We start from the raw sequence: 19,839 nt of genomic DNA, 5'->3' as shown, positions 1-19,839 counted from the left end.
CCCTGTTTTCCTGGTCGCATTTTCAGCACTGTTTGTGTGGTTACGGTACGTGTTCTTTTATTTATTACACGTTCGCGCAGCTACCCTTCATTTACGCGCAGTTGGATGAGGTTTACGCGCAGCTGAGATTTATTCCCACGCACAAACGAACGATTTGCGCGCAGATCTCGGCGATTTTCACGCACCATAGACTATTTAGGAAGTTTTCTGTATCAAAATGGGTTTCTATGCATGACAAAAAGATGTGCCAACTATTAAAACCAGAAAATCTTATGAGTTAACACGAAATTTTGGTGGTATTTATATATCTTTTGGCATAAATCCGCAGCACATTCACGCTTGTTAGCGTTGGGGGACAATTTTTGAACACCTTAAGAACAACGATTCACAGGTCTATTTTTTTATATCTTCCTAAAAAACCAAAAATACCCTAAGCCTCTTAGGGCTTAGGGTATTTTTTATCTCGCTGTTCGTCTAAATTTAAATACAAATCCAATGATAAAAGAGACAATCGTCATGATGAATAATGCCGTAGTGATGGTTGTTACACCTGAATTCATATTTAAAGCGTGATACACTTGCACACAGATACCGAATGGAACCGCAAAGAACAAAAACAACATACCGAAGATCGCATTCTTCGTATTGAACAATTCTGTCTTATGTGCGAGATCTAGCACTTTTAAGCTAAGAATCCAGAAAGCACTTGTAATGGACCAGAATAGAAGTATGGAAGAAATAAATGAAGTTGAAGTAAGTCCCATAATTCGTTCAAAGAACAAATTAATATTTCCCCATACCATCACTGTTTGATACAGTCCCAAAGCAAATAGTCCGGCTAAGAAGATAAACGCAAATCCAAACCCTGATGTAATATGTTTCATCCCCAAATATACTCTCCTTCCCCAATTCTGATAAAACGAAACCTAATTTTCAAATTATTTTACTATATTTTTTAGAAAATTGGAACCCCTAAGTGTTCTATGGGAGATTTTGTGTGCATCAAACTTCTTTTTTAATTGAATCTTCCAACTCTCATAGGCAAAAAAGCTCTGATTTCTTCTTTACTAATCCCTATATTCTTCGCTTGCATTATGAGGTCTGTCCATTCCAGATCAAGTTGATCCTCGTAATTGGGGATAATGGATCCAACAGGGATTTCAAGTGCGTGGGCAAGTTTTTTAATCACCTGAACAGATGGACTTGAACCACGATTCTCAATATTGCTTAAATGACCTTTTGAGATTCCAGCCATTAAAGCAAGGTTCGTCATACTTATTTTTTTTGATAAACGGAGATCCTTAATGTGTTGTCCTAATGCTTTATTCGTAATATGACGTCCCCCTTTGGTTTTCTATTAACCTAGTGTGCTTTGTGCTGCCTATTTACTTTAAGTGTATGAATGACTAAATCTTTTGAAGACATAAATGTGTTGAGCGGAACACCTTGAGCTTGATCCCTTTGTAATACCACTCTTATGGTCTGAAACAGAATTTTGACATCCAAAAAGATAGAATTATCGCGAATGTACATCAAATCATAGTGAAGTTTATCTTCAACTGATGTTGTATAATTTGCTAATACTTGTGCAAGACCTGTAATTCCCGGCCGAACGGCTAAGCGCTGATTATAATAAGGAATATCCTTATTGAATTGCTGAATAAAATAATCCCGTTCAGGTCTTGGCCCCACCAAACTCATATCACCTTTAATAACATTAAATAGTTGAGGCAATTCGTCAATCCTCGTTGCTCTTATCCATTTTCCTATAGCTGTTATCCTTGGATCACTTTCTGTAGCCAGAGTAGGACCTGTTTGACTTTCTGCATTTGTTATCATGCTTCTAAATTTATATATAAAGTATGGCTTTCCGTTTAATCCAATTCTTTCTTGGGCGTACAGAGCAGGTCCTTTAGAAGTTAACGGAATCAAAATGAAGAACAATAGCATAAATGGACTGCTTATCAGAAGAAGAATAGATGAACCGATCACATCCAACACTCTCTTCAACCAATCATTACTTTTTAAACGGTTAGTGGGCTGAATGGAATAAACCATCATATCATCGATTTGTTGGATATCGCTCGTTGTAACCAATAGGTCATAAAAATCTGGGATAAGTAAAACTTCTTTTTCTGCAGCTGTACAAAAATGAATGATCTCCTTTTTACATCTTTCTTGAATAGAAGGACCGATCATGACACTATCAAAGTTTTTAAGTTCTTCATGATATGTTTTTGATGATAGAATTCCCGATAAAACAAACCACCCCGGTGTGTGACGTAAAACTTTGTTGATTATTCTCGTTCGTTCTTCTGTCTCATCTGTAATTACCAAGACCTTTTTTTGACCAAAACTTTTTTGGGTCATGCGCCAAATGATGTACCGAAAGAAACCTACACAAAATGCTTGTGTGATGAAAGCCACTATAATTATTTTAAATCCAATGATAAAAAGCAGAGGTAAGTTAATGATTAATAACGCTAATACAAGGTTTAGTAGCACCTTATTAAAGTTTTTCCGCTTAAAAAAGGTATAACAATCGAATAAAAAAAGGATGCAATAGAACATATTGAAATGACTACAACCATTTTATCCAATGGCTCTAGCAATGGTTCCGTGGTAAATAGGTTAAACAGATAGATCGTAAATAGATAGCTAACATAGATTAGTAAGGCATCTATTACTCCCATCGTAAGGAAATAGAAACGGCCTTTATAGTTCCTGAGCACGATATAACACCTCTCCATCTCTCTTTTGTTCTATAAACAATCGTAATTGTTCTTAATAAAGAATACTGATTTAAAAAAATTATACCTTTCGTATTCCTCGTACGTTTTTGATATCATATGATTTAATGAGAATTCCCGCATCACTTTGTATCTTGCCTTTCGTGTGAGCGCTAAGCGAAAGTATTTGTTCTCTTGAAGTTCTATTATTTTCGTACAGAACATATCTACTGAATGTGATGGAATCAGTATCCCAGTCTCGTTGTTAATAATAGCCTCCCTAATCCCACCCTGATCGATGGTAATCATGGGTGTACCTACAGCCATCGCTTCTATTACTACCATCGGAAAGACTTCTCTCTTTGACGTTAGTAATAGGACGTCCATCTCTTTTATAAAATTCTCAGGCTTTTCTAGATTTCCTAACAATTTAACTTTATGCTCTAAATTTGAGTTTTTTATTTGATCCTTCACTTTTTGAAAGTCAGGCCCATCACCCGCTACGTAAAATTCAATATTCGTATGATGACTTAATCGATTTGCAATCTCTAAAAAAAGAGCATGATTTTTTTCTTCAGAAATTCTTGCTAAAATTCCGACCTTAAATATCTGTTCCGGTCGTTTATCTTGATATTGAAATTGTTTTAAGTCTACTCCATTATGGATTGTCGCTATGTTTTGTGGGTGAACTCCTAATTCGATCAAGTTGTTTCTTTCAAAGTTACTTACAGTGATTATTTTAGTAACAAATTTATTTAACAAAAAAACAAAAAGGTCAGGAACCTGTTTCTCTAATAGGGTTACATTATGTTTTGTGTAAATACACTGAAAAGAGTGAGAGATCGTCAATCTAATTAAAATAAGCAATAATACTACTCTTAAGCTGTTAGCATGGATAATATCCATTTCTTTGCTGCAAATAAGTTTCCTTATTCTCCAGAAGTTTAATAGATGATTTGATTTACTTAGCTCTAGATATCGATCTTTGTGTTTAATTTGTTTGTAGAGCTCCCCTCCTCCTGCAGCCGTATACACCTTCACTTTTTCGTGGGGAAGATTGTTTTCCAGTTTGCAAAAATAAATCTCGGCTCCACCTGTTGTTAGCTTATCTGTCATTAAAAGAACATTCACAGACTGACACCTCCTCGCGAGTATTTTTCTATTAAATGAATCTCTTTCCGTTTTAACACCACTTGATCTTCTTGGTGAAAATATACGGAAAGAACAGCTAAATACATAAAGAACAAGTCATTTATAATTACGGATAGCGATATCATCTGCAAAAGAAAGCCAAAAAAGGCTAAAAATAAGTAGGGTTTCTTGCGATAGACTCTATGTTGAAACAACTGATAAATCGTAAGTAACAGAAAGAGTAAAAAACAAAACGTTCCGACAACGCCTGTTTCTGATAGTATTTCTAAAAGAGTATTATGCACTTGTAATGAATCACCGAATTGAAATTGATTGTACGGAAGAAAGTTCGATGCCCCTACTCCCACCCATGGACTCTCTGCAAAATAACGCCAGGCTCTGTCCCATAACTCGAATCTTCCACTGCCTCCATCATTGGAAAAGTCTTGTATGCGAGACTGGATTACACCATAAATGTTGAATTGAAATATGGTAATAGCTACATATAAAGAAACAACAATGGAAAGAAATGCACCCGTTAAAAGTTTAAGTTGTTTCATGGGATGATTTACGATGAAAACATATAAAAAGAAAATAACAATAAATGCTACTATTCCTCCTCTAGAAAAAGAAAGTAAACTCGTTAAAATGCATAAGATTAATCCGATTCGGTTTCGCAGTGTGTTGAGGTTGCATAAGAAGTAAGTGAAAAAAGAGTATTATTGAATACCAGATAATTCGGGTCTGCGACTAAGCCTATCAGTCGAGGGTATTCACGATCCATGAAAACTCCTAGTGAATAGACACCATCACCTTGTAAAACGAAGTTTAACTTTTTCAGCCCCAGAAAATATAAAAATAAACTTCCTATATTAAATACAATACCTGCGTACGACAGTGAACGTTCAATATGAATTTCTGGGGAAGAACTGATCAAACTCTTCATTAAAAAATAGCAGCATAAGTAAAGAGTAATTCCACATATAATCCGCAAACTCACCGTGCTGTATAACGCGAATATGCCAGACAGGCAATAAACCAAATAGAACAAAAGCATACTGCACTCAAATAATTGAAGTTTGTAAAAATGTAGTCTCGATAGATGTATCAGATAAAAAAGAACTAAAAACATCATATACGGCTTTAATGCAAACCCAACATCCAGACTATACTTTCCTAAAAAGACGAGGAGAAAAAGTAAAAATAAACGTAGGCGAAAGCCTTCTTGTTTACTTATCGATGACATCTTCCACCCTCTCCTTCATCTTGATTTTCGAGCTCAACTGACGGAACAGCACGATTAACTTTCCCTTCATTTCTTTATCCAAAAATAATAGAACGGCAACACCTAATAGATGGGTAAATGCAGCCATATAAGGATGATTGATCATGATTAAGGAACAAAAAGTCAGAAACAAACCAAAGTAAAGTAAATATGGCACAAAGGAATGAAAAGCGATTGTTTTTCTTTGTGGAAGAAAAATACAATATCCAATAAGAGCGATGATTTCTACTGAAAGACCTGCATACGCCCCACCCGTCACTCCATACATACTGCTGAACAGGATATAAACAACAATACCCACAAGTACTGAAAATAGTTGCACACCCGTTCGATACGTCTGCAACCCCTCGTTGTAAGCCCATCAGCTAATCCAATCCCTACGGCTTGTATTAATATAAGCAGTGATAAGATCTTTAAAGCTTCTGAAGAAGGAATCCAGCTCTCACCAAATAATTGAAGAATGAATTCATCCGCTAGATAGTAGAGAGGAATTGTAATAATCATTCCCAAAATCGCCATCAACTTAATGAGTGTTACATTTAACGTTACATGCTGCTCTATCTTTTGGTTATGAAAGTGATTAAACATTACAGGTCTGAAAGCACCAGCAGCAATTAGTGGCAACTGCTGTAATGCTTGTGGGATGCGATATGCTACCGCAAACAATCCAACTTCTTTTAGCGTTAATGTTTTTTCTAGAATAATCGGACCTAATTGAGGGCTTAGGATAAATAACAACCCGCTAAACATAAAAGAAGTAAAATTTTTTAAGAAACCAGGCAAAAAAGGAACATTCAAGCGAATAGAAATATGACTTGTAACTAACAAGATTGAAAAAATACCAGCCACACAATAGGAAAGGCCATACATCAGACAAACAATGACTGGTGAAAGGGAAAATAAGATACTTATGGCAAGCGTACAAATCAGGAGCAAAGAGGTAAACATCTTAATAAAACCGATGTATTGCATTTTCTGAATCAGCTGAAAGAACATGGTGCCGATTCCTTGTAAGGCTAGACCCGTAACCATAGGGATTGATAAGTAAAAACCAATTCTTGTGAGTTCTTCATTTTCAGCATAAAAAAAGGTAATGTAACTCGCTCCAGCTGCTAAAGTAACAAAAAGGAGAAGTGCTCTCACTTTTATATAAGAAGCTAATATGGCGCTTAGTCCAGCATCTTTTTTGAACCCTCTCTTATTGCAATCTCTGTTAGACCTGCATCCGTGAAATACCCCATTACCATGGCTGACGCCAATGCAACGCTAAACATCCCATAATGATAGGCTTCCAGATAAGAGGCTAAGTAGATAAGAACAAAAGCATTAAGGAAACTCGCACCTGCCGTACTATAAAAAAGGTGAAAGATATTTTTGGAAATGGAATTGGCTTTAACTTCTTTCATGTACAAACACCTTTCTATCCCGTTTGATAGATCACCCCAAGTATGGGTTTTTTGGATCGGTTAATCTGCTGTTTAGCAGTTGCAACGTCTTCTATTTTTGTTCTCCCTTTCTGAACGACTAACAGAACTCCATCACACTGATTGGCTAATACTTGAGCATCGGAGATCTCTAAATAGCTTGGAGCATGAAACAAGACCAAATCAAATCGCTCTTTCCAGTTCGTTACGACATGGTGAATCTTCTGGTTGATCCAAAAGTCAAAAGGTGTATTGTATAAGTTACCTGCAGTAAGAATGGATAGCCCCTTTAGATAATCATTACGAGCGTGTAAGAATACATTATCTCCATGTAAAAGCACATCCGAAAAACCTTTTGTATTAGGCGTATTAAAATACGTATGCAGGGTTGGAGTCCTTAGATTAGCGTCTACGAGTAAGACTTTTTTCCTTGTTCTGCAAAAGAAATTGCTAATTGTGACGAGATACAGATGTGATGCGATGAGCCTTTAGGTGAGGTTATCATCAAAGCTTTAGATTCAGTATCTTCCATTTGTTTTTCAATGTTGCTTCTTAACATCCTAACTTCCTCTGATCTTTGACTAAATTTTGATACTGAATTTTTTTAGAACTTAACACTGATTTCACCTCTTTGTAATGATTGATACTGTATCAACCTTTTTTCTTTTCTTTTTACATGTACGTTTCCTAAAACAGGTAGTCCGAGCATTCGTTCTAGCTCAGTAGCATCCTGAACGGATTGATCTAAATGCTCTTTTAGCACCCCTATACCTATTCCGAGAAATAAACCTACAAATAATCCGATTGCAATGTTGAATAGAGGATCGCCAACTTGTTTAACTGAAATATCCGATTCTGACTTGCTGACTATTTTTAGATTTTTTACATTTAATAAATCATTTAATTTTTGAACAGAAACATTTCCAACAACATATGCTATTTGTTTTGAGCGTTCAGGATCTGATTCTTTGATCACGATGTGAATAATTTGAGAATCTTTATTGTTTTGTACGGATATTTTTTCCTCTAGCTCTTTAAGACTGTCTTGATTGTCTAGTTCAGCCTTTACAGCATTAAGGACAATGGGGCTTTTTATTAAATCAACAGCGGATGCCAGTATTCGGATGAGTTCCTGGTTTTCTGTATAGCTGTTTTCGTTTTGCTCTTTACCCACAATGATATATTCTGTTGCTTCATAGGAAGGCTTTACAAAATAGATCGTGGCTATTACGGCTATAGCCGTAATAAACAAGGTGGTTACGATTATCGTAATGGCTCTATTTTTTAAAATTTGAAGAAATTTTTTCAAATCTATTCCCTGTTCCATCATTAACCTCCTCAAAATTTTGTTCTAAATAATGAACTGATTAGTCAAAAAAAGAGTTAATGTTATTTTTAAAAGGGTTGTTAGCTTTTATCTTATAAAATGAACGCTCGTTGTTCATTTTTAAGAACAATCTTAATTCACTATTCTTCATTACGATTTTTAACTCCTTCATCCAAAATAGAAAAAACATCAATATTCATATCCAACTTGTTATTTGCAGATTCTTGAGTAAAGTGGACAACACGATTTTGATTTCCTAACAGGTGCTGATCCCAAACCATTCCTTGAAACGTATTGTATGATCCGCTTACCTTTATGATAGTTTTGGATATTTTAGATAGCTGAATCTGTAACCCCGTAAACTGGTTGCCTGAACTTTCATTCGGGATCGTTACAGATGAGTCGATGACAATAAAATTTACGCAATCATCTAATGTCAGGTTTACAAAACGATTTCCGTTAATCCAACTCTGCCCTTCTTTTTTCCCCTCATGATCAACCGTCATTTTAATTCCCGTATTAAAACCAGCTGCTTTATTGTCTGTAAAATTTACAAAGCTTATAAAATTTTCTTTTCCTTTTGCATAAAGAGAAATTGCTGTTCCTTTATGTGAACCGCTTGAATTGATGATGGATAGATTGTGAACAGTAGTTCGTTCCCAGGACCAGAATTGGTGCTCTCCATCTAAATAAATCACTTCTGACTTAAAACTAGGATTGACGACTTCTAGTATCCCATTTACGATCGAAGCATTTTTTTCTAGTTGGATTGCTCTAAAGTCCCCATCGACTAGAATTTTAGTATTTTGTCCGAGCTCTAAGGTTACCCCTTCTCTTATGATTAAGCCTGATCGGATTACATACTGTTTGTTGCCTGGTAACTTAACCATTCCCCCTTTATTTTTGTAACTTTCATTAATCGCATGTTGAATAACTTTAGTATCATCTTTCGCATCTTCCCCATGGCTCTCCAAACTCATCGACTGATTGAACATCTTTTGAGCGACTAACGTTAGTGCAGCTGCCAAGAGAGCTGAGATCAAACATGCGGCTGCTATTTTTTTAAACATGTAAAACCCCCAATTAAAAAACTCCAAGTGATTGGAGTTTCTAACTATTCACTTTACATTGAACCTTCCGTTATCTACGATGCGAGATGCTGGGATGCTTCTAATGCTTATTTGGTTATAGGAGCTTTGGGAAGTGAACTCTACTAGCGTATTATTTTTTACTTGTGATAGATCCCATGCCATACCATGAAATTCATTGTACTGTCCTGATATGGTCAATAATTTAACTGTTTTAGCAGATGGCTGTATTTGTATGTTCATAAAGAAATTCCCGCTGCATTCATTAGGAATACTTTCACTTGAGATAAAAACGATTCCTTGCACACAATCATCAATAGACACATCGGTAAAACGATTTGCATTGATCCAGCTGTACCCTGAAGCTGGTTTAACACTCTGTAGTCGAATAGCTGTATTTAATCCCGCAATGTTTATGTTTTCAAAATTAACAAATGAAATCTCGTGACCTGTTCCGTTCGAATAAAGGTGCAATCCAGTTCCTTTGTAACTGCCGCTCCAGTTTACAATATTAATATCTTTTATCTTGGTTTTATTCCACGTGTTGTAATACTTGTATTTTCCGTCAAGGCAGATGACCTGCGAATTGAAGTTGACATCATCAATCGCAATATACGCACCTTCTAAGGAAGCATTTTTTTGTAGTTCCAATACTCGGAAATTACCATAAATCACAAAGCGTGAAGCGTAACCAAACAGCAATTGGATGCCTTCCTTAATGACGATCTTACTCGTAATGGTATAATCTCGCTCTGAGAGAAGAACCGTTTTTGAACCTTTATTAGCAAAAGCATAATCAATGGCCGCCTGAACAGTTGCTGTATCATTCGCACCTTTAAAGTTATCCGCTAGGATTGTCATGACTATCATACCTTTCCTAACAAGCTTTACTGCTTGTCACTCTATTAAATCATGCCTCTTCCAAAGATAAGACAAGCTTAATAGATACTATAAGATATGACGTTACATGCTTATGTGCAACTTCGTTTTGGGTTAAATCACAATTGTTGTTTTAATATATTGACGAACGAGATCTTCCCAGTCCATAGATACACACAGTTTGTCATCTTCTATTAATTTCGAACCTGTCTGAATTTCAATGATTTCCAGATCTTTTACCGCCTTTATGCTGTGTGTAGCTTTTGGAGGTATTTCAAGTATGTCTCCTGCTGTTACTTTCTTGATGACTCCGTTCAGTACAAACTCTCCTTCTCCCTTAATGACTGTCCATACTTCATGTCTATGAACATGCATGTGGTAACTTAAGTTCTTGTCCTTGTTTATGACAATTCTTCTTGTTAACACTTCTTTCTGTTGATCCAGTTTGATATGTTCCAATGTTTTATACCAGCCCCACCTTCGTTCTTCATACATCGGTTTTTGCTCATCACCTTGTAACATTTGTTTAATCAACGGACTTTTTTCTTTATCAGAGACTAATATTCCATCAGGGCTTGCTGCTACAACCAGGTTTGAGCCTCCAATCACAGTAATGGGTATATGAAGTTCATTAATCAAATGAGTATTTATTGAATCCTCACTTATTACTCCGTTCCCTAACTGATTTGTGTTCATTACATCTGTTAATGTATTCCATGTGCCAATATCCTTCCAATCCCCTTTGTACTTTAGCATAACCACATTCTCTTCTTTTTCTATAACCGCGTAATCCATACTGTCTTTAGGAATATGAGAATACTTTGCCAGCAAATCTTCATAGTTGGTAGGCAACCCCATGTTATTCAATATAGAGATCATATAGTTCAATCTAAAAGCAAATATCCCACAGTTCCACAGACCTCCAAGCTCTATAAATTCCTCAGCCAAGTTCTTTGATGGTTTCTCTTTAAAATACATCACTTCATTCCAAAGGGTATTGTTTGTCTTTTTCGGTATAATATAGCCGTATTTTTCAGACGGAAAGGTTGGCTCCACACCCATTAAGGCAATGTTTGCTCCTGATCGTGTAAGAGTCTCTTCAAGTTCCTTCACTTTAGAGAAGAATTGTTGCTCTACATAAGGATCTACAGGCAAGACAACCATTACTTCATTCGGATCCGTCAGCTTTTGTGAATATAGATAAGAAGCTGCCAGACAAACAGCTGGAAAGGTGTCTCTCCGTTCAGGCTCAACTATGATTTTATTAACAAGATCTAACTGATTCATGATCATATCCATTTGTGAAATGCTTGTCGAGATAAGTGTAGAATCTTCTAGGTTCGCTTTCTTTAATTGATTCCAAACACGCTGAATCATGGATTGGCTTATACCATTCTCATCTTTTAAGACTTTTAAAAACTGCTTCGAACGTGCATCATTTGATAGTGGCCATAAACGTTTTCCTGATCCTCCTGACAAAAGTACCAGCTTCATCCAATCACACCAGCTTTCGTTTCAAATTTTGCAAGATCGGTTCGTTTTCGGCTGCCTTTTATTGTGTTTTTATAGAACTCTATCAACTGTTCATTCAACCGTTTCCATTGATAGTTTTCTTCCACAAATGTTCTTGCTTCTTTACGTATCTTTTCCAGCTGGGTGAAATCAGAAAGTAACTCAACGATGGTTTCAGCCATATCATCGTCTCGATCACGGACAACAATGTCTCGTCCGTCTTTTGCCCGAATTGGATCGTTAACAATTGAAGTGGTAATGACAGGTATTCCGCATCCCATCGCTTCTAACACTTTGTTCTGCAGCCCTGCACCTGATTTAAGTGGGCAAACGAAAAGCTTAGCATTCCAAAGATATTTTCGAACATCGTCAACTTCCCCAGTTACAATAATATTTTCATATTTTTCACAAAGACGTAAAAGATCTTTAGTTGGATTACGACCTACTATATAAAAAGTAAAATCTTCTCGCTTCCTTTTTATTAGAGGGTAAATATGCTTGATAAAATATTTAACCCCTTCCCGGTTTGGAGCGTAACTCATATTACCTACAAAAACTAAGTTATTCTCGCTTGTTAATTGATGCTGATAAGTAAAATACTCGAGGTCTACTCCATTTGCTATCGTAGTTAATGTACTGTGGTTCAAAGATACGTTCTTCTTATCGATTTCGGAGATAAAAATGCCTCCATCATAACGAGAGCATGCTAACTGTTCCATTCTATGTATGTTTTTTGCTTCCCAGTGTATGAAAGGATTCAGCAGCGATTTTTTCATGTGAGCTGACCGATTAAGATTGAGAGAAATAGAATCGACAAAATCAATTACGTTAGGTAGATGTTTAATAGAAGATTGATAAGGAAGTAAACGAACGAGTTGATGATGAACAATGTGATAATCATTCTTTGATACAGCCTGTTCTATGGCATGAAGAAGTTCATGAGAATAGTAGAGGGATGTTTGTAAAGGCCAGTCCTTAAACAATCCAATCACCATATTCTTCAAAGCTTCCATCTTGCTAAAAGGCACTACAGAAACCTCGCTGCACAGTTGCTGAAGTGGATAAGGAATGGTTGGTTCAGTGCCAAAGGAAATTAGATGAACTTCGTGACCAAAAGACTTTAAGCCCTTTATTTGGTTATAAGCCCTCAATTGATCTCCCTTTTTTGGAGGATAAGGCAGTCTAGGTGAAACAAATAATATCTTCAAGAAATCACCTACCGTCGTTTTTTATACTAGTCGTTTTGTTCATTAAAAAGAACATTTTTTATGATTATAGAATGGACTGAACTTAAATGCAAGGTTTTTGAACACGTTTCTATTCATTTTTAAGAACATACTCTATCTTTTCACTTAAGGGGTTTAACAAACAGTAAGAGAAACTGCTATAAGAGACAACTGGTGTTTCGTGTTTTCATATTGGACTATAAAGAACAAACCTTCTGCTCAGGAAAAATATAATGCTTTAAAAGAATTTTAGAGTTCAACAACTGAAAAAGAATCATCTGGTACAGTTGAAATTAAAAGAATTCTATCGAAAACAAGTTTATCATTTTCTATATTATGGAATATTACTTGTGATTTAGTAGATTTTATCGTGAAAAATGAAAGGAGATGTAAATTGGACTTTCAAACAGGGTATACAGATTCTAAATCATTAACGAGTAATGTAGGGGTAAGTGAGGAGCTTGAAGAATTTGTAGGGGAAAAGAAAAAGGAATTTTACTTGAAAAAATGGCAAAAAGACAACAGCTGGAACTGGGCTGCTTTTTTCCTCACATTTTTATGGCTCGGCTACAGAAAGATGTTTAAGCCCATACTTTTTATTATTTTAGCTTTTCTAGCAATTGATATTATCGTTTTATTACTCGGTATAGAAGGCTCTACGATCGACAGATCATTAGGATTCGCATTATCAGGCTCATTAGGAGTTGGTGGCAATCTCCTTTATAAAAGACATGCCCAAAAACAAATAAACGAGATTAATCAACTGTCTTTAGGAGAAAAAGAAAAAATGCACGAAATTCGCAAACGTGGAGGAACAAGCCGTATGGGTGTGTTTTTAGCATTCCTAATGTTTATTGGGTATATCGCAATTGTTACTCTTATGACCAGTTTTTCATAACTAAAAAAAGAGATAACCCCATGTTTTTGGCGTTATCTCTTTCACTACTTAAGAGAATATTATCTCTGTTTTATTGATGATCTGATCCAGGTTGCTTTTTAATAATGCAGCCTTTTTGATGATTCCCTCTTCAAACTGTTCAATCGTTGTTTGATCTCCGTTACTTTTTACTGGCTCTACATTAATAATTTCTTCTAACTGCATGCGATCTGAGCACTCTTCTGCCTTACGTTCTAACCTTCTCATGAATACAAACGTATCCATATCCCGATAATTCAGTTCTATTTCAATTTCAAGTTGGTCATTGGCATATAAGAAGGTTGTCTTCCAACTCCCATCTGTATCGACCGGTTCAGAAAATCCATAATCACGTATTAAGTAGTCAAAACTTTCTTCGGTAATGGATGAGAATAAATTCATGGTAACACCTCCGTTTAGTATTTAATTATTTATTGTTTCTATTGATATTTCGTCTAGTTTACATGTTTTATTTACATAAAGATATTACTTATACTTTCGCCCTGTTTGTGTGTACTCCTCTTTTTCCTTTGCTTTTGTGATTTGCTAGTTTCTTCACAAGGGGTCTGACCCCATACAAATACAAATTCATTAATTTTGTTCACCTCAGAAATACAATATAAAAATCCCCCAAATCCACGTTTATAAACAGTGGATTTGGGGGATTCAGTTGTAAAGAACCTTTACTTAATTGTGCTAATCGCTTCTTTTGTAGTTAATGCTTTTTGATATTCAGCTTTTAGTTCATCAACAACTTCTTTTATTGTAGAAATTTTCTTAACGCTTCCTACTCCCTGTCCAGCCGACCAGATATCTTTCCATGCTTTTGCTTTAGACTCTGAGAATGAAAGGTCTACAGAATCCTTTTTCATCAAGTTTTCTATATCAAATCCTGCTTTTTGTAATGATGGGAGCAGGTAATTACCTTTTATTCCGCTTATCGCGTCTGTATAAACAAGATCCTCAATTGTTGAGTCAATTAACATCTGACGGTACTCTTCACTGGCGGATGATTCTTGTGTCGCAATAAAACGGGTGCCCATATATACGAGATCCGCTCCAAGAATTTTCCCTGCAAGTATCTCTTCACCAGTAGAAATGGCTCCTGCTAGAATCGTTATACCATCCCAGAATTCTTTTACGGCTTTTAAGAATGCAAACGGATTTAATGTACCACCATGGCCTCCAGCACCGCTACAGACTAAGATCAACCCGTCGATGCCTGTTTTTGCTGCTTTTCGAGCGTGATCTAGGGAGATTACGTCTGAAAACACAAGACCACCATATTCGTGAACAATTTTAGCTACATCACTCGGATTCCCTAATGACGTAATAACGACAGGTGGCTCATACTTTTTAATGAGCTCTAAGTCTTCTTCAAATCGTTTATTGGTACGGTGAACGATTAAGTTTACTCCCCAAGGTGCTATTTTAGCAGTTGGATTTTCTGTTTGTGATTTGTGGAGTTCTTCTGAAATATGCTTCATCCAGTTTTCTAATAGCTCAGAGGTACGTGCATTTAATAATGGAAACGTGCCTATAATTCCGTTCTTACAGCTTTCAATAACCATATCAGGACTTGAAACTAAAAACATTGGGGCGTTGATCACAGGTAAACATAGGTGATTCGACAAACTTAGTGGTAATTTATTAGACAAACTTCTTCATCCTTTCAAAAAAATTTATTGTTAGCAGTTTTTTTATATGTAAAACTTCCACATATCCCTTTCCAATCCTCTAAAACATTTTTGTAGGGGTAGAAATGCTTTTCTAATATTACATTTTTATTACAGTCATTTTCTGACAACATTTTCTTATTGGCTTGTATATAATCAATTAGTGTTAGGGACTTATACCTAATGATCCTTCAGTCAAGGGCAAACATATTCGAAAGAAATGGGCGCAAAGCCACGGATCTAAAGCTATTTAGCTATGATCGCCGGGTTACCTGGACAATACATACTTTCTGGAGGGATTTTTTAGTGGAGAATACTTTAGCGTTAGATCACGAGTGGATTGAATTAATGAAAGAAGCGAGAGATCAGGGTTTCACTAAAGAAGAAATTATGAGTTTTTTAAAGAATCCCCAATTAGCTTTGGATGAATATCAGTTACAAGGAAATTAAGTAGTAAACAGGTCACAGAATTTATTTACTTCCCTAATGTAGAAAGATATAATAAAGGCAAATTACTACTTAAATGGGGATTGCAAATGATGATTGGTGAACGCGTAAAAAAATACCGCACTGAAAAAGGGCTCTCCATTACAGCTTTAGCTGATAAAGCGGGGTAGCAAAATCATATATAAGTGCACTTGAACGAAATATTCAACAAAATCCTTCTATTCAGCTCCTGGAAAAGATTGCAGATGTTTTGAATATTTCAGTTGACCACTTGATAAAACCTGAAGTTGACACTAAAAACTTAGACCAAGAATGGGCGGATCTTGTAAAAGAAGCCATGGGATCTGGTGTAAGCAAAGAGCAGTTTAAAGAGTTCTTAGAATTTAATAAATGGAAAAACAAGCAAAACTAACCACCCGAGATGATCGGGTGGTTTTTACGTGTATTAATGTATTTAATCGGTTGTCTTCGTAGGATGGACAAAAGAGAGATTTGTCTTTGTTTGGGGTCAGACCCCTTTGTCGAAAAATATATGTTTCATGATTATTTAAATAGGGTAAATGAATTGGGTGTCTATTATTTTTTAGCCTATGGAGGATTTGTCTATGAATCATACGCCGAATGAATTATTAGAATCTCAAACAAGTATTGATGTTAATGGTTCATCTTTTCATTGGGACACAGCAAAAGGTATCTTTCAATTTGAAGGCGCAGACGTCATGATGTTTTGGACCGATTCAGCGTTTAAGGTATTTCTGGATTCAATTGAAGAGATTACAGGAGAAGGAACGGCTGACCTTGTTTTTGAAACGGCTGGATATCGTACAGGACTCGTCGTAAGCGATTTTTATAAAAACTCAATCGGTAACATAGAACAGTCTATTGAAGCTCTACCGAACATATATGCAAATGCTGGTTGGGGAAAAACGTTTATTGATGTAGATCTGGAAAAGAAAGAAGCTGTTATTACCATCTCTAATGGTTGGGAAACAAAAGTGAAGAAGGCGCAAAACAGCAATCGGATGGGCCGCTTCTTACCTGGACATTGGGCTGGTGTATTTACAGGTCTGTTAGATACAAACATGTGGTTCGAAGTGATCGAGCATGATCTTCCCTCTGATTTTCTAAAAATGCGAATTACAGAGTCAACTATTACGCCAAAAGATAATATTCGCGAACTCGTTCAGCGTGAAGAACAAAATGAAATTGTAAAACTCGAGGCGATGGTTGAAAATCGCACACGAGAGTTAACTGATCTAATCCGCGAGATTTCTTCGCCTATTATTCCAGTAACCGATAACATTGTGGTAATTCCTCTGATCGGTAAATATAATGAATTGCGTTCCAAAGATATGCTTGAACATACTCTTACTTCTCTACCGCAGCATCGTGCTAAATTTGTGATTCTGGATTTAACCGGTATAAAATCGATAGATTCAGAGATGGTGGATATGCTGAATAAGCTCGTATCCTCTGCCCGATTGTTCGGTATGGAGACGTTGTTAGTGGGTATCTCACCAGAGTTGAGTATAGAAGTAACAAAACATCAATACTCCATTGGAGAAAGTACATATTTCAGAAACCTGAAACACGCCATTCATTTTGCATTTGCAAAAGAAGGAATGTTTATCCAATATCCCAACACCCCATAAATATAGGTAAAGCCACGCCGTGATTGCTACGGCGTGGCTTTTTTTGTGGTTTTTTTGGTGATAGCTCTGTGTATTTGTGGAAAGAACATAATTGAAGTTTTTGTATTTGTTTGGGGCCAGACCCCAATTTCTTTCAAACCCCAACATTCGTCTAAGCAACTTGTCTTCACGTACATATGATATACAGAAACCGAAGCCAAAATGGAAATCGGTATCAATTTGCGAGGTGAATTTTTAATGTGTTACAAATGCGGTAACTTCGACCACTGCAAGCATAAGGAAGAAAAGAAGTGGAAGAAAGAAGAGAAAAAGCACGATCACAAGTGTGAATCTTCTTCATCTTCATCCTCTTCTTCTTCTTCAAGCTCTCATGTCTTGAAGTGCAAGAAAGTTAAAAAGAAGAAGCATCATTGCTGCTGCGATCCTTGGGCAAGAATCTTGTTCTAGGATGAAAGCCTTAGATAGTAGCCCAAGTCGGGCTACTATCTTTAATTTAAGAATAAGCCTTAAAGTTAAGAAAACATATTTTTGAAAAAGGGTGCAGTAATAGCTCACTCAAGTGGAAATTCAATTACTTTTTGTTCCCCAAAATTCCTTTGATATATTTTTATCTAAAAACAATTGCACAGAAAAAAATTAAAAATATCCAAGTTTTTAGTAAAAAGTGTTGTAATTCAGCCGATAAATATATGGGCAACTACAAAATTATAAATCATTGAAAAATACTATTAGTAATATTTTTATTTTTTGTATAATATTAGTTTAAATAATACCATACCCATATTTTATAAAATATCTACCAAAATGCATGGCTAGCTGTAGTAATCATTATTTTAACTTACTTTTAAAACGGAGGTATTTTTAATGAATAATCAAGTTGGAGTGAAATTTACATATTACCGCATGGGGACATCCATATCTCGAATGACAGACTTCGAAGATATGCAAGAAGTTATCAATCAAGGATTAGAAAGTGTCGCTTTAGATTGTATAGAAGAGGTATACCGCGCAACAGGTCTTGATTTAAATCAGTTGTCACATCCTCATCCTGCTACTCGCTTTTGTTTCTTTTCAGAGTTAAGTTATCATTCGGATCAAACGATAACTGAGGGTAAAAGGAAAACTGTTCTAAATAATAGAAGTAAAAAGAGAGATTTGGTTTATTAATTCATATCATAGACATAAAAAAAGAGGAGTGACCTAAAGGGGCATCCTCTTTTTTTATTATAAGCGTTTTGTACCAATATAACGTGGCTTCCAGTACGTATTATTCATATCAGCAATCGTTACGCCTGTTGATGATCCAGCGTGTATAAACTTCCCGTTTCCAATATAGATCCCCATATGTGATGCACCTGGCTCGTAAGTTTCAAAGAATACAAGATCTCCTACAGCTTGAGTAGAAACTCTATACCCTGTATTTGCCCACATGTCTTTTACTGTACGAGGCAAGTAAATATTGTGCGAGTTTTTAAATACATAGTTGATGTATCCAGAACAGTCAAAACCTGACGGGCTTGTCCCACCCCATACATAAGGTGTGCCTACAAAACGTTTTGCATATTCTACTAGATATGAGTTGTTAACATTGTAGACTCCTAGTTTGTTAAACGTGTTGCGGCCAGCGATTCCGTCAGCTGTTAAGCCCTTTGCACGTTGAAAACTAATTACAGCACTCTTTGTGTAGGATCCATAATACGATGTATAAGAACCACTATATGTAAAGTAACCTTTATCGCGCAATATTGATTGTAATGTTTTTACATCTGAATGAGTCATTGTTGGACGAAGTGTTTGATCTCCAATATTTGCAAATGCCTGTAGTGGCGACAATAATAAAGTTGCTCCTAAAACTGATGTTGCTATCCATTTTTTCATTATTTATCCCTAACCCCTTTAATTTTCCAAGTAATCTATTATTATCCTACTATATAAAAATGAGGTTGTGTTTTACGCTTCGGTTACGGAAAATAGGAATATCGTCCACTTGCACTTTTTGTCGAATTTACTATTATTCTGAAATAAAGTTTATTATATGTTCTTCTGCCTTACCTTTACCACCCAAAATCAACAAGACCTTCGCGTTGTAAAATCTCATCGATATCCAAGCTATGATCTTCTAAATAGTTGCTTCCATAATTAGAAAACTGCTCTGTGCAGCCGGTATTCGTAACGGTAAACGAAGAAAAAAGAATTCATAGTCTTCTCCTGAAGTTGATCCAGAGCTTCCTATGTGTATACATTTTTCTTTGATTTTTTCTTTATGACCCACTTTATCGATATAATAGTATTTATTATCAATGATACCTTTGGTAGGAGGCAATGAAGTGAGTCCATAACCTGATTCATTTATGTTAATCAAATTATAATCCCCTATTTTCTTAGGCTTTGGTTCATCTTTCATATTGTATATTACGGTCACTTCACCAACGTAACCAGCAGGAATCAAATAATATTCTTTCGTGCTCTTTTCGGTCAAGTGGAATAGTAGAAAAGAGGAGGAAACAGCAAGAACGACAATGACAACAACAGAGATTCCGTTCACTA

General features: G+C 35.9%; 22 protein-coding genes, 1 pseudogene and 1 riboswitch. Of the genes and pseudogenes, 5 read left to right on the top strand and 18 right to left on the bottom strand.

Features of this window, described 5'->3' with window-relative positions; all coding sequences use genetic code 11:
* Positions 1 to 458: 458 nt before the first annotated feature.
* From ACEWFH_RS03820 to ACEWFH_RS03755, 14 genes are all read right to left on the bottom strand, one after another.
* Positions 459 to 884 (bottom strand): hypothetical protein, encoded by a 426-nt coding sequence (locus ACEWFH_RS03820; protein ID WP_473726173.1) that lies wholly within the window; start codon positions 882 to 884, stop codon positions 459 to 461.
* A 131-nt stretch (positions 885 to 1,015) separates the two neighbouring features.
* Positions 1,016 to 1,306, bottom strand: a complete 291-nt coding sequence (locus ACEWFH_RS03815) for a helix-turn-helix domain-containing protein (RefSeq protein WP_473727203.1) — start codon at positions 1,304 to 1,306, stop codon at positions 1,016 to 1,018.
* A gap of 56 nt (positions 1,307 to 1,362) precedes the next feature.
* Positions 1,363 to 2,571 (bottom strand): sugar transferase, encoded by a 1,209-nt coding sequence (locus ACEWFH_RS03810; RefSeq protein WP_473726172.1) that lies wholly within the window; start codon positions 2,569 to 2,571, stop codon positions 1,363 to 1,365.
* 191 nt (positions 2,572 to 2,762) lie between these two features.
* Positions 2,763 to 3,860 (bottom strand): glycosyltransferase family 4 protein, encoded by a 1,098-nt coding sequence (locus tag ACEWFH_RS03805; RefSeq protein ID WP_473726171.1) that lies wholly within the window; start codon positions 3,858 to 3,860, stop codon positions 2,763 to 2,765.
* The gene (locus ACEWFH_RS03800; protein WP_473727202.1) at positions 3,857 to 4,519 is read right to left on the bottom strand and encodes an O-antigen ligase family protein; all 663 of its coding nucleotides are present in this window, start codon (positions 4,517 to 4,519) and stop codon (positions 3,857 to 3,859) included. The genes ACEWFH_RS03805 and ACEWFH_RS03800 overlap by 4 nt, the downstream gene beginning before the upstream one ends.
* A gap of 570 nt (positions 4,520 to 5,089) precedes the next feature.
* Positions 5,090 to 5,404 carry a hypothetical protein gene (locus tag ACEWFH_RS03795; RefSeq protein ID WP_473726170.1) on the bottom strand — a complete coding sequence of 105 codons (315 nt, stop codon included), beginning with the start codon at positions 5,402 to 5,404 and terminating at the stop codon, positions 5,090 to 5,092.
* The gene (locus tag ACEWFH_RS03790; RefSeq protein WP_473726169.1) at positions 5,401 to 6,288 is read right to left on the bottom strand and encodes an oligosaccharide flippase family protein; all 888 of its coding nucleotides are present in this window, start codon (positions 6,286 to 6,288) and stop codon (positions 5,401 to 5,403) included. The genes ACEWFH_RS03795 and ACEWFH_RS03790 overlap by 4 nt, the downstream gene beginning before the upstream one ends.
* Before the next feature lie 26 nt (positions 6,289 to 6,314).
* The gene (locus ACEWFH_RS03785; protein ID WP_473726168.1) at positions 6,315 to 6,551 is read right to left on the bottom strand and encodes an oligosaccharide flippase family protein; all 237 of its coding nucleotides are present in this window, start codon (positions 6,549 to 6,551) and stop codon (positions 6,315 to 6,317) included.
* A gap of 14 nt (positions 6,552 to 6,565) precedes the next feature.
* Positions 6,566 to 6,910 (bottom strand): P-loop NTPase family protein, encoded by a 345-nt coding sequence (locus ACEWFH_RS03780; protein WP_473726167.1) that lies wholly within the window; start codon positions 6,908 to 6,910, stop codon positions 6,566 to 6,568.
* 263 nt (positions 6,911 to 7,173) lie between these two features.
* Positions 7,174 to 7,896, bottom strand: coding sequence for a YveK family protein (locus ACEWFH_RS03775; RefSeq protein WP_473726166.1), 723 nt, complete (start codon positions 7,894 to 7,896; stop codon positions 7,174 to 7,176).
* A gap of 140 nt (positions 7,897 to 8,036) precedes the next feature.
* Complete coding sequence (locus tag ACEWFH_RS03770; protein WP_473726165.1) at positions 8,037 to 8,966, bottom strand: hypothetical protein; 930 nt, start codon at positions 8,964 to 8,966, stop codon at positions 8,037 to 8,039.
* A 48-nt stretch (positions 8,967 to 9,014) separates the two neighbouring features.
* The gene (locus ACEWFH_RS03765; protein WP_473726164.1) at positions 9,015 to 9,845 is read right to left on the bottom strand and encodes a pectate lyase family protein; all 831 of its coding nucleotides are present in this window, start codon (positions 9,843 to 9,845) and stop codon (positions 9,015 to 9,017) included.
* A gap of 132 nt (positions 9,846 to 9,977) precedes the next feature.
* Positions 9,978 to 11,357 (bottom strand): sugar phosphate nucleotidyltransferase, encoded by a 1,380-nt coding sequence (locus tag ACEWFH_RS03760; RefSeq protein WP_473726163.1) that lies wholly within the window; start codon positions 11,355 to 11,357, stop codon positions 9,978 to 9,980.
* Complete coding sequence (locus ACEWFH_RS03755; protein WP_473726162.1) at positions 11,354 to 12,583, bottom strand: glycosyltransferase; 1,230 nt, start codon at positions 12,581 to 12,583, stop codon at positions 11,354 to 11,356. Before ACEWFH_RS03755 ends, ACEWFH_RS03760 begins: the two co-directional genes overlap by 4 nt.
* A 412-nt stretch (positions 12,584 to 12,995) precedes the next feature.
* On the opposite strand from ACEWFH_RS03755, the gene ACEWFH_RS03750 reads away from it, so the two are divergent.
* On the top strand, positions 12,996 to 13,499 hold the full coding sequence (locus ACEWFH_RS03750; protein WP_473726161.1) for a DUF2628 domain-containing protein: 504 nt from the start codon (positions 12,996 to 12,998) through the stop codon (positions 13,497 to 13,499).
* Positions 13,500 to 13,547: 48 nt separating this feature from the next.
* On the opposite strand, the gene ACEWFH_RS03745 is transcribed toward ACEWFH_RS03750, so the two are convergent.
* Positions 13,548 to 13,919 carry a hypothetical protein gene (locus tag ACEWFH_RS03745; protein ID WP_473726160.1) on the bottom strand — a complete coding sequence of 124 codons (372 nt, stop codon included), beginning with the start codon at positions 13,917 to 13,919 and terminating at the stop codon, positions 13,548 to 13,550.
* 281 nt (positions 13,920 to 14,200) lie between these two features.
* On the bottom strand, positions 14,201 to 15,175 hold the full coding sequence (locus ACEWFH_RS03740) for an NAD(P)H-dependent flavin oxidoreductase (RefSeq protein ID WP_473726159.1): 975 nt from the start codon (positions 15,173 to 15,175) through the stop codon (positions 14,201 to 14,203).
* 208 nt (positions 15,176 to 15,383) lie between these two features.
* A riboswitch (cyclic di-GMP riboswitch) is annotated at positions 15,384 to 15,469 on the top strand.
* Between the two features lie 30 nt (positions 15,470 to 15,499).
* On the opposite strand from ACEWFH_RS03740, the gene ACEWFH_RS03735 reads away from it, so the two are divergent.
* From ACEWFH_RS03735 to ACEWFH_RS03720, 4 genes and pseudogenes are all read left to right on the top strand, one after another.
* The gene (locus ACEWFH_RS03735; protein WP_473726158.1) at positions 15,500 to 15,643 is read left to right on the top strand and encodes an anti-repressor SinI family protein; all 144 of its coding nucleotides are present in this window, start codon (positions 15,500 to 15,502) and stop codon (positions 15,641 to 15,643) included.
* An 89-nt stretch (positions 15,644 to 15,732) separates the two neighbouring features.
* Positions 15,733 to 16,052: pseudogene (locus tag ACEWFH_RS03730) on the top strand (helix-turn-helix domain-containing protein).
* A 193-nt stretch (positions 16,053 to 16,245) separates the two neighbouring features.
* Positions 16,246 to 17,292, top strand: coding sequence for an STAS domain-containing protein (locus ACEWFH_RS03725; RefSeq protein WP_473726157.1), 1,047 nt, complete (start codon positions 16,246 to 16,248; stop codon positions 17,290 to 17,292).
* An 864-nt stretch (positions 17,293 to 18,156) separates the two neighbouring features.
* Positions 18,157 to 18,459: a hypothetical protein gene (locus tag ACEWFH_RS03720; protein WP_473726156.1), complete on the top strand. Its 303-nt coding sequence runs from the start codon at positions 18,157 to 18,159 to the stop codon at positions 18,457 to 18,459.
* 57 nt (positions 18,460 to 18,516) lie between these two features.
* Here the strand turns inward: ACEWFH_RS03720 and ACEWFH_RS03715 are convergent, their stop codons facing one another.
* Together ACEWFH_RS03715 and ACEWFH_RS03710 are read right to left on the bottom strand one after the other, a co-directional pair.
* Positions 18,517 to 19,170: a C40 family peptidase gene (locus ACEWFH_RS03715; RefSeq protein ID WP_473726155.1), complete on the bottom strand. Its 654-nt coding sequence runs from the start codon at positions 19,168 to 19,170 to the stop codon at positions 18,517 to 18,519.
* A gap of 241 nt (positions 19,171 to 19,411) precedes the next feature.
* A complete protein-coding gene (locus tag ACEWFH_RS03710) occupies positions 19,412 to 19,837 on the bottom strand; it encodes a DUF6843 domain-containing protein (RefSeq protein ID WP_473726154.1) in 426 nt (141 codons plus the stop codon).
* Positions 19,838 to 19,839: the final 2 nt, after the last annotated feature.

It is taken from the genome of Fictibacillus sp. EA-CB0309, assembly GCF_055814265.1.
Note: the sequence above shows the minus strand (reverse complement) of the source record. Positions and strands in the feature narration are given on the sequence as shown.